The following is a 13,813-nucleotide window of genomic DNA, read 5'->3' on the forward strand; positions in this document are numbered from 1 at the left end:
ACCGCGCTTACAGGTCCATGATCTCGACGTGATCCGACTCGGATGCTCCCTCCGTGATGCGCATGAGGCCGTCGAGCAGGTGGCCGAAGACGTCGTCGAGGCTGTCGCCGCATGACGCGCCGAGCAGCGGCACCGAGTCCCCCCAGTCCGTGACGAGCATCGTCTGGAGCTCCCCCGGCGGCGGCCAGCGCAGGCTGAGGACCGCGCGGGTCTGGCCGCTGATCGCCAGGTCGTCGATCGGGCGGCCCGCGAGCTCGGCCCGCGCGCGGCTGAGCTCGTCGTGGAGCTTTCGCGCAGGGAGCACCACCCGCTGCCCGCCGAGCGCCCTGGCAGCGCCGTGGATCGTCGCGAACTCCGCGCTTGGCCGCCCGTCCTCGAGGTGGTGCTGGATGCTGTCGCGCATCAGCGCATACACGATCCAGCGCTGCTCGATCCACCCCTTCGGCCCGGAGAAGGACAGGCTCATGACAGAATTTCTAGCCTGCTCATCATTTGAGATCAAAATAATTTCGGCGGAGCGTGGTCGGCCGCGCGCTCGCCGGTGAGCGGAGGCTGCCGCGGGGCGTCGCGCCTCGTCGGCGGGCGTGATGGCCCGCCGTTTGCTGACCTCCGAGGCGGGACGATGGGCGTCTCGAACACGATTCTGGAATGCGATGCCAGGAGGAGAGTCCATGAACTGCTCCGAGCTCATGAAGACCGACGTTGTGTGCTGTAAGGCGAGCGAGCCCGTCGAGAACGTCGCCGAGCTGATGCAGGCGCGGAACATCGGTTTCGTTCCGATCTGCGGCGACGACGGGTCCGTCATCGGGACCCTCACCGATCGAGATCTCGCGATCCGGGTGCTCGCGGAGCACCGTCGCGCGTCGTCGACACGGGCAGAAGACGTGATGACCCGAGACGTCGTCTGCTGCGGGCCGGATGAGGATCTGAGCGTTGCCGCGCGCCTGATGAGCGACCACAAGAAGTCGAGGATCGTCTGTGTCGACGGCCAGAAGCATCCCGTCGGCGTCATCAGCCTGTCGGACATCGCCGACAGGGACGGCGAGGCAGGGGCGTCAGCGCTGCTGAGCTCGATCTCTCAGCGAGAGGTGCGCGCGTAGCGCCCCGCTCGCGCGCGCGTGCGTCGAGCGCCCACGCCACCTGGGCGCCGAGAGCTGGCCGCTCCTCCGCGCTGGGGGAGCGCGCGCCTGCGTGCGACGGGCGCGAGCCCTACAGCCTCGACGCCGCGCGACGACCGCATCACCTGCGTGCCGGTCCGGCTCACGCGCTCAGCCCTCCATCGGCGCTCGACGCGGCGCGATCGACGCGCAACGCCCTCCGGCGTGCCGGATCAGCTTGCGCGACGCCGCGCAATATGTTTTGAGTTCAAAGTATTCGTTCAGCCGCTCGCCTGCGCGATCCCGGTTGGGCGTCGCGCCCTGTTCGTTTCCGACGGCTCGCGGCACCGCGCCTCGCGGCGCGCGGCTCGTCCCTGCGCCGGCGCGCCTCGTGCCCGGCGGATGAGGGAAGTGCCGCACGTCGCGCCCGGCGAGGGGCGACGAGGCCGCCGAGGAGGGGAGTTCCATGGCTCGACTGCTCATTGTCTCCAACCGTCTCCCGATCAGCGTGCGCGTCGACCGCGGCGCGCTCTGCCTCACCCGCTCCTCGGGCGGCCTCGCCGCCGCCATGCGCGGCCCCCACGAGCGGCACTGTGCGGTCTGGATAGGCTGGCCGGGCAGCGTCGCGAGCCTCTCCCCGGAGCAGCGAAGGGATGCCGACCTGGCGCTCGCCGGGATGCGCGCCGTGCCCGTGCACCTCGGCGCCGCGGAGCAGCACCGCTTCTACGACGGCTTCTCGAACGGCGTCCTCTGGCCCTTGCTCCACTACCTGCTCGACAAGGTGAACCTCGACGCCGAGCTCGACTGGGAGGCCTACCAGCGCGTCAACGAGCACTTCGCCGACGTCGTCGCCGCGCAGTACACGCCGGGCGACGCGATCTGGGTGCACGACTACCAGCTCCTGCTCCTCCCGGCGCTCCTGCGGCGGCGCCTCCCCGAGGCCCGGATCGGCTTCTTCCTCCACGTCCCGTTCCCGTCCGCCGAGGTCTTCCGCATTCTCCCGTGGCGGGAGCAGATCGTCCGGGGCCTGCTCGGCGCGGACCTGATCGGCTTCCACACGGCCGCCTACCGCAGGAACTTCGCGGCGTCGGCGGCGCACGTGCTCGGCGTCGAGCCGGGCGAGGCGGCGATCGAGCACGACGGGCGCAGGGTCGCGCTGGGGGTCCACCCCATCAGCATCGACGCCGCCGAGATCGAGCGCCTCGCGGGCCACCCCGGCGTGCGGGAGGAGGCGGCGCGCATCCGCGCCGAGGCGCGCGGCCGCAAGATCGTGCTCGGGATCGACCGGCTCGATTACACGAAGGGGATCCCGCGCCGGCTGCTCGCGATCCAGCGGTTCCTCGAGCGTGAGCCGGAGCTGCGCGATCAGGTCCGCTTCCTCCAGCTGGCGGTGCCCACGCGGGAGATGGCTGGCGCGTACGCCGACTTCCGGCGGCTCGTGCACGAGATGGTCGGCCGCATCAACGGGCAGTACGGCACGACGTACGCGACGCCGATCCATTACATGCACCGCTCGCTGCCGTTCGAGCAGGTGGTCGCCCTCTACCTGGCCGCCGACGTGATGCTCGTGACCCCGCTGCGCGACGGCATGAACCTCGTCGCGAAGGAGTACGTCGCCGCGCGGGTCGACGACGACGGCGCCCTGATCCTGAGCGAGTTCGCGGGCGCGTCCTCCGAGCTCACGGAGGCGATCTCCGTCAACCCGTACGACATCGGCTCGGTCGCCGGTGCCATGAAGCAGGCGATCGCCATGCGGCCCGCCGAGCAGCAGCGCCGGATGGCGGCGCTGCGCCGCCGCGTGGCGACGCACGACGTCCACGCCTGGGCGCAGGCGTTCCTCGACGAGCTCGACCGCGCCGCGGCGCCGGAGCCCGCGGGGGCCGCCGCGCCGTCGCGCCGAGGGATGCCCGAGAGCGTCGTCGAGCGCGTGCGCCTCGCGCCGCAGCGCGTGTGGATCCTCGACTACGACGGCACGCTGGTCCCCTTTGCGCCGGTGCCCGACCTCGCCGCGCCGGACGAGGAGCTGCTCGCGCTGCTGAGGGCGCTGTCCCAGCGCGACCGCGTGCACGTCGTGAGCGGCCGCCAGCGCGCCGACATCGAGCGTTGGCTCGGCGCGCTGCCGCTCCACCTCCACGCCGAGCACGGTTTCTGGTCGCGGCCCAAGGCGAGCGACGACTGGGTCGCGCTCGGGCCGGACGCCGCCGCCTGGAAGGGCGAGGCGCGGGCGATCCTCGAGGGCTTCACCCGGCGCACCCCGGGCAGCTTCATCGAGGACAAGACGGTGACCCTGGCGTGGCACTACCGCACGGCCGAGCCCGAGCTGGCGAGCCAGCACGTGCGGGAGCTGCGCGCGTGCCTCGAGGAGCGCCTCCCCATGGATACCCTGGAGCTCCTCGCCGGCGCCAAGGTGGTCGAGGTCCGGCCGCGCGGCGTCCACAAGGGCAGGGTGGTGCCGCTCATCCTGGACGACCTCCCGGCGAGGGCGGCGGTGATCGCGATCGGCGACGACCGCACGGACGAAGACATCTTCGCGGCGCTGCCGCCGTCCGCATACACCATCCACGTCGGCAACGAGAGCAGCCGCGCCGCCTACCGGCTGCCCGACGCCGGCGCAGTGCGGCGCCTCCTGCGCTCGATTCACGCCGGTCCCGCGGGGCTCGACGCCGGCCGCGCGGGGCGCGACGCCGAGCTCCACGCCTGACCAGCGCCGGGCTCCACGCGCGTTCCACGCCCCGATCCATGCCTTTCTTCCTGGCCCGAAGCCGCCGCCGCTCGCGGCGCGGCGCTGTCCACGAGCGGCCCGCGTTTCCCGGGGCGAGCGCGGTGGAGAGGCGCGTTATAAGGCGCGCCATGGATCAAAGTCCCGGCCGTGAACCGCCCGAAGAAAGCCCGCCCGGGCGGCCCGCGGGGGCGGCCTTGCAGGACCGCATCGCCGCCGCGCTCGGCGTCGAGCCCGAGGCCCGCGTGGCCATCGTCCAGAGCATGCTGGAGCGGAGCGCCAAGGGGGCGGCGGGTTACTGGCTCCAGCTCTTCCTCGCCATGGGCATCGCCTCGCTCGGCCTCGTCCTCGGCAGCGGGGCGGTCGTCATCGGCGCGATGCTGATCTCGCCGCTCATGGGCCCGATCGTCGAGCTCGGGATGGGCCTCGCGATCGGCTCACCGTTCCTGGCGCTGCGCTCCTTCTCGCGCGTCGTCTTCAGCGTCGTCATGGTCGTGACGAGCGCCACGGTCCTCACGCTGATGCTGCCGTTCTACGAGGTGACCTCGGAGATCGCCGCGCGCACGTCGCCGACGGCGCTCGATCTGCTCATCGCGATCTTCTGCGCGATCGCGGCCGCCTACACCACCGCGCGGCCCGGCTCGGACACGACCTCGACGGCCGCGGGCACGGCGATCGGCATCGCGCTCGTACCCCCGCTCTGCGTGATCGGCTACGGGATCGGCACGCGGATGAAGAGCGTCGCGAGCGGCGCCGCGCTGCTCTTCACGGCGAACCTCTGCGCGATCCTCCTGTTCGCCATCCTCTCCTTCCTGCTCCTCGGCTACAGCGCCGTCAGCACCGCGGAGCTCGAGCACGCGGAGCTCGCGAAGCAGAAGCCGGGCGCGATCCGCCGCGTGGCGCGCGCGCTGCAGGTCTTCTTCGAGCTCCGCCACGGGTGGATCTTCCGCGTGCTCATGCCGCTCGCGCTCCTCGGGGCCGTGTATTTTCCGCTCCGCGAGGCGCTCGCGCGCGTGTCGTGGCAGGTGCGCGTCCGCACGGCGATCGTGCGCATGTTGGACGCGCTGCCGCAGAGCGCCGTGCGGTCGAACGTCTCGGTCGATCACGGCAGCGTCGTCGTGCGCCTCGTCATGCTCGGCCGAGCCGACGAGGCGGAGCGGATCGAGCACGACCTGCGCGACCAGATCGCCGTGGTCGCGGGCATCACCCCGAAGGTCGACGTGATCGCCGTCCTCGACGCGAGCGCGCTGGAGGAGGTGGCGGCGTCGGTCAGGGCGACCTCGACGCCCATCGACGTCGTGCCCAAGGAGCCCGATCTCGTGCTCGTCCGCCAGGAGCTCGCGGCGTCGCTCACTTCCGCATGGCCGCACGCGGCGGGGCCGCTCGTCGGGTGGCGACTCCGGTTCCCGGAGAACGAGCCGGCCGTCGTGGAGGTGGTGCACGTCGGTCCCGAGCTCGGCGCCCCGGCGGGCGACCTGCTCGGGCGCGCGCTCTCGCGCGAGCTCGGCGCGGAGATCGCGGTACAGGACCGCGCTATCTCGCCCGAGCCGATCGTCGCCGAGCCGCCGGGCGGATGGTCCTGGCTCCAGGCAGCCGGGCCAGCGCTCGCCTGGGTGGACGACGTGGAAGCGCTCCACGGGTGCGTCGAGGTGCCGACGAACCCCGGGGAGAAGCTGAGCGAGGAGCTCGACACGGTCCTCGCGGCGCTCCGGTCACTGCCGGCCCTCCGCTCGGATCGGGTGCAGGTCCGTCAGGGCGCCCGGTGGCGGGCGCTCGTCTCGACCTCGCCGTGCGCGCCAGCATCCGTTGAGGCGCCGGCCGACGCCGGCGCGGCTGCGGATGCCGGCGCTCCGGCGGACGCCGACGCGGGCTCCCGCATCCGCTGAGGCACGCCGCGCGGGCGGTCGCTCGCGCGGCTACCGCTCCGTCGACGTCTCGGCCTCCTCGAGCGTCAGCGCCGCGCCGGGCGCCGGGGTCCCCGGCAGCGCGAGCCTGGCGACGAGGAGGCCCACCGCGGCGGCCACGGTCGAGGCGAGCAGGACGCCGAGCTTGGCCGCGGCGAGCATCGCGGCGTCGCCGAACGCGAGGCCTGCGATGAAGATCGCCATCGTGAAGCCGATGCCGGCGACGCAGCCCACGACCGCGATCCCGCGCCAGCCGACGCCGCGCGGCAAGGCGCAGACGCCGAGCCGGACCGTCGCGAAGCTCGCGAGGAAGACGCCGAGCGGCTTGCCGACGACCAGGCCGACCGTGACCCCGAGCAGGATCGCCCCCGAGGCCGCGTGGCCGAGCGAGGAACCATCGATGCGGACGCCGGCGTTGGCGAAGGCGAACAGCGGCATGATGCCGTACGCGACCCACGGGTGGAGCGCCGCCTGGAGCCGGACCACGGGCGGCAGCGCCTCGCGCTGGGCCTGCCGGATCCGCCCGAGGGGCTTGAGCAGCTCGTCCGCGCGGTGGCCGTCGCGCTTGGTGAGCGCGGCGACCCTGTCCACCGCGTCGCGCGCCTCAGCGACGAACCCGTGGCTGCCGAACCAGGAGCGCACCGGTGTCAGCAGCCCGATGACGACGCCGGCGATCGTGGGGTGGACGCCGGCGCGGAGCATGCCCCACCAGAGGACGGCGCCGGGGGCCACGTAGGCGGCGGGCGCGCGGACGCCGAAGCGCTGGAGCAGCAGCACCGCGAGCACCCCGCCGGCCGCGACGAGCAGGCCGCTCCACGCGAGGCCGGAGGAGTAGAACAGCGCGATGACGATGATGGCGCCGATGTCGTCGATGATCGCGAGCGCGAGCAGGAGCACGCGCAGGGCAGGGGGCACGCGCTTGCCGAGCAACGCCAGGACGCCCACCGCGAACGCGATGTCGGTCGCCATGGGGACGCCCCAGCCGTGCCGCGAGACCGGCGAAGCGTTGAACGAGAGGTAGAGGAGCGCGGGCGCGATCATGCCGCCCACCGCCGCGGCGACCGGCAGCGCCGCGCGCTTGAGATCCGAGAGCTCCCCCTCGTGGATCTCCCGCCGGATCTCCAGGCCGACGACGAAGAAGAAGATCGTCATCAGCCCTTCGTTGATCCAGAAGTGGAGGGGCTGTGTGAACGCCAGCGAGCCGGCGGCGAACGTGATCGGGACGTGCCAGAGGTGCTCGTAGGCGTCGCCCCACGGCGAGTTCGCCCACGCGAGGGCGACGGCGGACGCTATCAGCAGGACGATCCCGCTGGCGGCCTCGACATGCAAGAAGCGCTCGATCGGGCCGAGGACACGCTCGGCGATGCGGCGCGCGGGGGCCCAGGTTCCGGGGGCAAGCTCATGAGAGGGGGATCGGCTCAACGGACCACCGAGGCGCGAGCGACGTCGCGCGAGGGGGGAAGGCGGCCCGACCGTCCCATGATGACCTGTCGCGGCGCTCCGCCGCCGCGACACCCGCACGAGAGAATACTCATCCGGGCAAGCGAAGCCAGTGAGAACCGGCTCCCGGGCCGGTGCGCTGCGCCGGCGCGATCGCGTGCTGCTGCTCCGGGCCGTTGCGTCGGCGCGGTCGCGTGCCGCTGCTCCGGCATGGCCAGGTGCATGGACCGGATTCGAGGTGCAGGGTGGATCGTGAGCTGGCCTCGGCGCATCGTGGGGCCGGGAGGTGGTGGATGACGCGAGATACGCTGGATCGCGCCGCGGTGACGGCCTTTCTCGTCGCGCGCCACGGCGATGCTGTCTGCGACTCGGCCATCGAGATACGCCCGCTCCCCGGCGGGCTCTGCTCGGAGGTCGCGCTGGTCACCGCGCGGCTGCGCGGGGACGGCAGCTCGGGGGCGCGCCGGATCGCGCTCGTGGCCAAGCTCGTGCACGGCAGGGCCGCGCGGGAGGCGGCCGTCTATCGGCGGCTCTCCAGGTCCGTCGGGCGGCGCTTCTCGCCCGAGCTGCTCGGCGCGGAACGGCTCGGGCGCGGACGCTGGCTGCTCTACCTCGAGCGGATCGAGCCAGCGCACGCCTGGCCCTGGGCCGACAGCGGGCACACGGCCCGGGTGATCGAGCGGCTGGCGCGCCTCCACGAGGAGGCGGCCACGGGCGCCTCCCTGCCGGCGTGGGACTACGAGGCCGAGAACCTGGCCGTGGCGCGGGATACACTCTCGCTGGCCGAGCGCCTGCCCCGCGGCGAGGTCCCGGAGCTCGCCCGAGCGCTGCCCGCCCTGCGGCGGGTCGTGGCGGCGCTGCCCGCAATGCGCCGGCAGCTCCTCGCGTTCCAGCCGCTCGGCCGCGCGGTGATCCACGGCGACGTGCACCCGGGCAACGTCATCGTCCGCCAGCGCGACGGCGTCGTGGAGCCCGTGCTGCTCGACTGGGCGCGCGCGCGGATCGGATCGCCGCTCGAGGACCTGAGCTCGTGGCTTCAGGCCCTCGGCACCTGGGAGCCGGAGGCGCGGCGCCGCCACGATACGTTGCTCGCCGGCTACCTCTCGGCGCGCGGCTTCGCCCGCGAGCTGAGCCGGCCGCTGCGCGACGCCTACTGGTTCGCGGCCGCGTCGAATGCGCTCGCGGGCGCGCTCGGGTACCACCTCGCGGTGGTGAGCCGGGCGAGCGAGCCCGGCGCAACGCAGAGCGCGCGCGCGGCCGCGGCCCGGAACGCGGCGGACTGGCTGCGGGTCATCCGCCGGGCCGACGCGTGCTGGCGCTGATGTGCTCGCGGTCGTCGAAGCGCAGGAGGACGCCGCGGTCGCCCTGCCACGAGAGCGACGTGAGGCTGGCGTTGCCCGACCGGAACGCCTCCCAGCACGCGGCCGGGATTCCGTGCAGCGCCCCGAGGATCTGGCCGATGACGCCCGCGTGCGTGACCACGAGCACGCGCTGCCCCGGGTGCGCCGCGGCGATCGCCTGGATCGCCGCGAGGCAGCGCGCGCGGAGCTCGCGGTAGCTCTCCCCGCCTGGCCAGCGGAAGTCGTCGTCGGCCTGGCGCAGGTGCGCCTCCCAGAGCGCGGCATGGCGCGACTTGACCTCCTCGATCGGGTGGCCGTCCACGTCGCCGCAGCAGATCTCGCGCAGGCCGTCGTGGGGGCGGACCGGGCCCCACGCGCCGGCCGCGATCCGCGCCGTCTCGAGCGCGCGGCTCAGCGGGCTGGCGTACACGGCGTCGAACGCCGGGCCTCCGGCGAGGCGGCGGCCCAGCGTCTCGGCCTCCTCCCGCCCTCGCTCGTCGAGCGGCGTGTCGGTCCATCCGCTCATCGGCGTCGCGAGGCCGGCGCGGTTCCCGGCGGTGCGGCCGTGGCGCGCGAGGATCAGGAGACAGGGGCACATGGCTGAGAGGAGAGCAGGGGCGCCTCGGCCCGGAGGCTAGCGTGAGCCGCGGCCGGATCGAGCGCCCCGCGCGGCGGGCTCACCCCGGCGCTGCGCTCGCCCGGCGGTGCTGTGCTCGCCCGGCGGCGCGATCGAGCACGGGCCGGCACGAGCGCGCGCGCTTCGTCCTGCTCTCCGCGCTGTTCATCATTTGCGACGGCGCCTAGACTCGGACGACGGTCGATGGCCACCTGCCCCGCGTGTCGCTCGGTTTATCCGGAGGATGTGGCGACCTGCCCGGAGCACGGCGACGCGCTGCTGCCGGACGAGGCGTTCTTCGAGGAGGACGCGGAGCTCACGCCGGGCACGATGCTCGGCGAGTACCGCGTGGAGCGGAGGCTCGGCGCGGGGACGTTCGGCGACGTCTATGCGGGGGAGCACCCCCTCATCGGCAAGCGGGTCGCGATCAAGGTGCTGAACCGGCGGTTCGCGTCCGACCCGACCGTCGTCTCGCGCTTCGTCGGCGAGGCGCGCGCGGTGAACCGCATCCGGCACCGCAACATCATCGACATCTTCTCCTTCGGCGTCGTCGACGGGCGGCACTACTTCGTCATGGAGCTGCTCGACGGGCTCACGCTCGGCGCGCTGATCCGGCGCGAGGGGCGCCTCACGCCGGGCCGCGCCGTCGCCCTCCTCGAGGGCATCGCGGACGCGCTCGACGCCGCCCACGCGGCGGGGATCACGCACCGCGATCTGAAGCCCGAGAACATCTTCGTGGCGATCGAGAAGAGCGGCCGCTACTTCCCCAAGCTGCTCGATTTCGGCGTGGCGAAGCTCGCGGACGAGGCGCTCGCCCACAAGACGGCCACGGGGGTCGCGGTCGGAACGCCCGCGTACATGTCGCCCGAGCAGGTCCGCGGCAAGGGCGTCGACCATCGCTCGGACATCTACGCCCTCGGCGTGATCGCCCACGAGGTGCTCACCGGATCGCTGCTCTTCCAGGGCGAATCGATGATGGACGTGATGATGATGCACCTCCTCCACGAGCCGCCGCGGGCGTCGAGCGTCTGCGCGGACCTCCCGCCCGAGCTCGACGCGCCGGTCATGTCGATGCTGGCGAAGCGCGCCGAGGATCGCCCGCCTTCGGCGGGGGCAGCGATCCAGGCGTTCGCGGAGCAGGTGCGCAAGCTCGGCCTCGGGGGGCTCGACAGCGCGGGCGCGTCGCGTCCCCGGAGCAGCGCGCGCGTCGTGTCCGTCGGGTCGCAGGACGTCAGCTCCGAGGCGGCGACCGACGCGGTGGACGCGATCGATCCGGAGGGGGGCAGCGTCGTCGCCGGGGGCGGCGCGTCGCAGGGCGCCGCCTCCGGGGACGGTGGCTCCTCCGGCACGCTGCGCAGCCCTGGCGGGAGCGGGGCCGTCGCGGCGGGGCACACGCAGCCCATGCAGACGGGCCCGGTGACGCCCGCCGAGATCGGCCGGACGGTGGCGCTCGCCCCCCTCGCCGAGCCCGACCGGGCGGTGGCGTCCGCCCAGCTCGCTGAGCCCGCCCGTGCATCGAGGAACAGGGCCCGCCGCGCCGGGGTGCTCGCGGTGCTGCTCCTCGGCGGGGTGGTGGCCGGGGTGATCGCGTGGCTCCGCCCCGGCGGCGACGCTGCATCGACCCGTGATTCCGCCCCGACAGCGGCCACGGGCGCGCCGCCCGGCGCCGCAGAGGCCACCGGCGCGCCGTCCGGCACCGTACAACCCCTCGGCGCCGCGGATCCTTCCAGCGCGCCGCTGACAGCGGGCGCCGCGTCCATCGATCCCCAGGCGGCTCCGGGAGCAGCCGCGGTCGTCCCGGCGTCGTCCGCGCCGGCCGCCGGGGTGGCCAGCGCGGCGCCGTCGGGCGTCCGGGCGAGCCGCCCGCGCAAGCACCACACCGATCTGGAGAAGCCGGCGTTCGACAGTTTCCGCGGAGCACCCTGACCATGAAGGCATCTCACGGGTTGTCGGTCGTCCTGGCGATCGCTGCGGCGGGCTGCGCGAACCTCTCGCTGCTCGAGGAGGACGTCTGCGGAAACCGCGTCGTCGAGGCGCCGGACGAGGCCTGCGACGGGCAGGAGGGCTGCGGCGCGCCCGGGAGCGCGCACCAGTGCCGCTACCTCTGCGGGGGCGCCGAAGGGTTCGTGTGCCCCGGCGGCTACGGCTGCGGCGCCGACGGCGTCTGCCGGCGGCCCGCGGGCGTGTTCGAGGAGCTCGCGGCGCGCACCACGGTCACGGCGATGGACCTCTCGATCGGCGATATCAACGCCGACGGCTGCGATGAGCTCGTGCACACGACGCTCGAGAGCACCACGATCACGGGGCTCCCGAGCCAGACCCCCGGGCTGTGCGCGCAGGCGGAGCAGGCGCTCCCGATCGCCCGCGCGGCGTCGAGCGAGGAGACTTCCCCCGCTCCGATCCTGCGCGACCTCACGAGCGACGGTCAGCTCGAGCTCATCGTCGCCGGGCGCGGGGACGTGGTGGCCACGCAGGGGGGCGCCGCGAACGGCCTCTTCGTGTTCTCGGCCTCCGAGAGCGCGGCCATGGCGCCCACGCTCTACGCGACCACGCGCCTCGACAGCGAATTCGCGCGCCTCCTGTCGGCGCGGCTGCGCGGCCGCGACGCCGCGCTGATCTTCCTCGGAGCAGCTGCCGCGGCGGGCGGCGCGAGCGGGGGCGGTACGAGCGGCGAGCCACCCGCGCCGCCTGCGCCGCCCGCGAGCGGGGGCGCCGGTCGTATCGCCGTGATGTCGGACCCGGCCGAGAAGCCGCGGACGCTCGACGGCGACGTCGTGGCCCCCAGCGACATCGCGGCCGCGGTCGCCGCCGATCTGGACGGCGACGCCGCCGCGGTCACCGAGCCGTGCGACGAGGCGATCGTGGCGAAGCGGGGCGACGATCGGATCCGCATCTACGCCGTGTGCGGCCCCGCGGGCTCCACCGCGCTCGCGGCGCTGCCCGAGGTGCAGCTCGGCGGCGGCGCGAGGATCCGCGACGTCAACGCGTCGCTCGCCGTGTACGATCAGAACGGCGACGGCTCCCTCGACATCGTCGTGAACGCCATCCACGGCGATCGCGGCGAGCTCCACGTCGCGTACGGCCTCGGCGACGGGCGCTTCCATTCGACGCCGAGCCTGCCGTCCTCCGGCTCGCCCGACCAGCACACGGGCGCGCTCTCGCTCGGGGACGCGGAGCTCGAGGCCGCGCTCGCCGATCCGGACCGGATCTTCGTCGCCGGTGATTTCGAGTCGGACCGCCCCGGGCTCGAGCTCGTGCCGATCGCGTGCCGCCCCGGCGCGCCGTTCCAGTCTCCGGTCTGCGGATCCATCGGCGGAGAGTGCGAGGCGATCGCCGCCGACGTGAACGCCGACGGCCACCTCGACATCGTCGCGACCGAGACGCAGCTGCCCGACATCACGGTCTACACCGGGGCCTCGGACGGCACCTTCTACACGCAGCGCGTCCCGACGCAGTGCCCGCCGCACTACCTCGCCGTCGGCGACTTCGACGGCGACCGGGTGAACGACATCGCCTACTTCGATCAGCAGGCGCGGCCCTCGTCCCCGCAGCCCTCGACCCGGCTCGACATCGCCTACGGCAACGCCTTTGCCGCGCCCTCCGCGCCCGCGGGGCACGGCCGCCTCGACCTCGCTGGCGGCCTCGTCGCGGGCCGCGTGCTCCAGGAGGCCACGGGCGTGCAGCTCTTCGCCCTGCGCGGTCTCCCGCGGCCGCCCGACGCGCAGGTGGGCTCCGGCTCCGGGCTCGCGCTCATCGAGGGGGGCCGCGATCGCCTCATCCGCGCGCCGTTCTACTTCGCCGCGCCTCCCGGAGCGCCGGCCGGCATGCCGTCTGGCCCTGGCGCGTCGAGCTCCATCCTGCCCGTTCGGCTCCTCGCCGTCGCGGGCGGCATGTTCGCGGTCGGGGCCGACGGCCAGCCCCAGCAGCGCCTTGCCGCGATCACGGAGCACGCCGTCGAGGGCGCGCCGGGGCCCGTGCCCGAAGGCACGCAGCTCTGGCAGATCGCCGTCTCGCCGGAGGGCGACAACCTGCGCGCCGAGGCGTCCGGCCGGCCCGGCGAGGGGTCGCCCCCGTGCGAGGCGTGTGTGCTCGCGCCGATCGACACCGACGGCGACCGACGCGACGAGCTCGTGTGGCTGAACGACGGCGAGCTCGCGCTCTACGAGGCCGACGGCGAGAAGCTGGTCGAGGAGACCCGGCAGGAGACGGCGCACGTGTTCAAGGCCATCGTCGACGACGTGAACCCGCCGAAGTACGCGCCGCGCCCGCTCGTCGCGGATCTGGACGGCGACGGCCAGCAGGACCTCCTCGCCCGCGCGGAGAGCGGCGAGATCGTGGCCCTCTGGGGCCGCGCTGGCGGGGGCTTCGACGAGACCGAGCTCTTCGCGCCGGATCCCTGCGAGGGCGACCAGGTCTGCGCGGGCCTCGCCGTGGCGCTGCTCAACGCCGACGCCGACGATGCGCTCGAGATCGCCGTGGCCGGGCCCAGGCGGCTCGAGCTCTACGACCTCGACGCCGGCGCGCGGGCGCTGCGCCGCCTCGACACCACCTTCCCCGGCCCCCCGCCGGAGGCCGGCAGCGATTTCGTCGCGCTGGTCGCGGGCGACGTCGACGGCGATGGCGTCGACGATCTCGCGGTGGCGATGAGCTCTGCCTTCCTGAAGGTGTTCCGCGGCAAGCCGGTGCTTCAATGAGGG

Annotated in this window: 11 protein-coding genes; 7 read left to right on the forward strand and 4 right to left on the reverse strand. The window is 73.9% G+C overall.

The window, feature by feature from the left end; all coding sequences use genetic code 11:
- Positions 1–7: 7 nt before the first annotated feature.
- Entirely contained in the window at positions 8–466 is a 459-nt protein-coding gene (locus tag WME90_RS16865; RefSeq protein ID WP_437282156.1) for a hypothetical protein, read from the reverse strand.
- 205 nt (positions 467–671) lie between these two features.
- Between WME90_RS16865 and WME90_RS16870 the strand changes: the two genes are divergently transcribed.
- Positions 672–1,100, forward strand: coding sequence for a CBS domain-containing protein (locus WME90_RS16870; RefSeq protein ID WP_437282157.1), 429 nt, complete (start codon positions 672–674; stop codon positions 1,098–1,100).
- Positions 1,101–1,268: 168 nt separating this feature from the next.
- Here WME90_RS16870 and WME90_RS16875 read toward each other — a convergent pair whose 3' ends face one another.
- Positions 1,269–1,565, reverse strand: coding sequence for a hypothetical protein (locus tag WME90_RS16875; protein WP_437282158.1), 297 nt, complete (start codon positions 1,563–1,565; stop codon positions 1,269–1,271).
- Between WME90_RS16875 and WME90_RS16880 the strand changes: the two genes are divergently transcribed.
- Positions 1,564–3,798, forward strand: coding sequence for a bifunctional alpha,alpha-trehalose-phosphate synthase (UDP-forming)/trehalose-phosphatase (locus tag WME90_RS16880; RefSeq protein ID WP_437282159.1), 2,235 nt, complete (start codon positions 1,564–1,566; stop codon positions 3,796–3,798). The genes WME90_RS16875 and WME90_RS16880 overlap by 2 nt on opposite strands.
- A 149-nt stretch (positions 3,799–3,947) precedes the next feature.
- A complete protein-coding gene (locus tag WME90_RS16885) occupies positions 3,948–5,702 on the forward strand; it encodes a DUF389 domain-containing protein (RefSeq protein WP_437282160.1) in 1,755 nt (584 codons plus the stop codon).
- Between the two features lie 30 nt (positions 5,703–5,732).
- Here the strand turns inward: WME90_RS16885 and nhaA are convergent, their stop codons facing one another.
- Positions 5,733–7,142, reverse strand: coding sequence for a Na+/H+ antiporter NhaA (nhaA, locus tag WME90_RS16890; protein WP_437282161.1), 1,410 nt, complete (start codon positions 7,140–7,142; stop codon positions 5,733–5,735).
- 311 nt (positions 7,143–7,453) lie between these two features.
- Here nhaA and WME90_RS16895 point away from each other — a divergent pair, with 311 nt between their 5' ends.
- On the forward strand, positions 7,454–8,482 hold the full coding sequence (locus tag WME90_RS16895) for a phosphotransferase family protein (protein WP_437282162.1): 1,029 nt from the start codon (positions 7,454–7,456) through the stop codon (positions 8,480–8,482).
- Here the strand turns inward: WME90_RS16895 and WME90_RS16900 are convergent.
- Positions 8,451–9,098 (reverse strand): histidine phosphatase family protein, encoded by a 648-nt coding sequence (locus tag WME90_RS16900; RefSeq protein WP_437282163.1) that lies wholly within the window; start codon positions 9,096–9,098, stop codon positions 8,451–8,453. The two genes, WME90_RS16895 and WME90_RS16900, sit on opposite strands and share 32 nt — an antisense overlap.
- A gap of 41 nt (positions 9,099–9,139) precedes the next feature.
- On the opposite strand from WME90_RS16900, the gene WME90_RS16905 reads away from it, so the two are divergent.
- Genes WME90_RS16905 through WME90_RS16915 form a run of 3 tightly spaced genes read left to right on the forward strand, consistent with a single transcriptional unit; the run spans position 9,140 to position 13,810 of the window.
- A complete protein-coding gene (locus WME90_RS16905; protein ID WP_437282164.1) occupies positions 9,140–9,304 on the forward strand; it encodes a hypothetical protein in 165 nt (54 codons plus the stop codon).
- 16 nt (positions 9,305–9,320) lie between these two features.
- On the forward strand, positions 9,321–11,042 hold the full coding sequence (locus WME90_RS16910) for a serine/threonine-protein kinase (protein ID WP_437282165.1): 1,722 nt from the start codon (positions 9,321–9,323) through the stop codon (positions 11,040–11,042).
- A gap of 2 nt (positions 11,043–11,044) precedes the next feature.
- On the forward strand, positions 11,045–13,810 hold the full coding sequence (locus WME90_RS16915) for an FG-GAP repeat domain-containing protein (RefSeq protein WP_437282166.1): 2,766 nt from the start codon (positions 11,045–11,047) through the stop codon (positions 13,808–13,810).
- Positions 13,811–13,813 lie beyond the last annotated feature (3 nt).

Source organism: Sorangium sp. So ce375, assembly GCF_051473855.1.
Classification (GTDB): domain Bacteria; phylum Myxococcota_A; class Polyangia; order Polyangiales; family Polyangiaceae; genus Sorangium.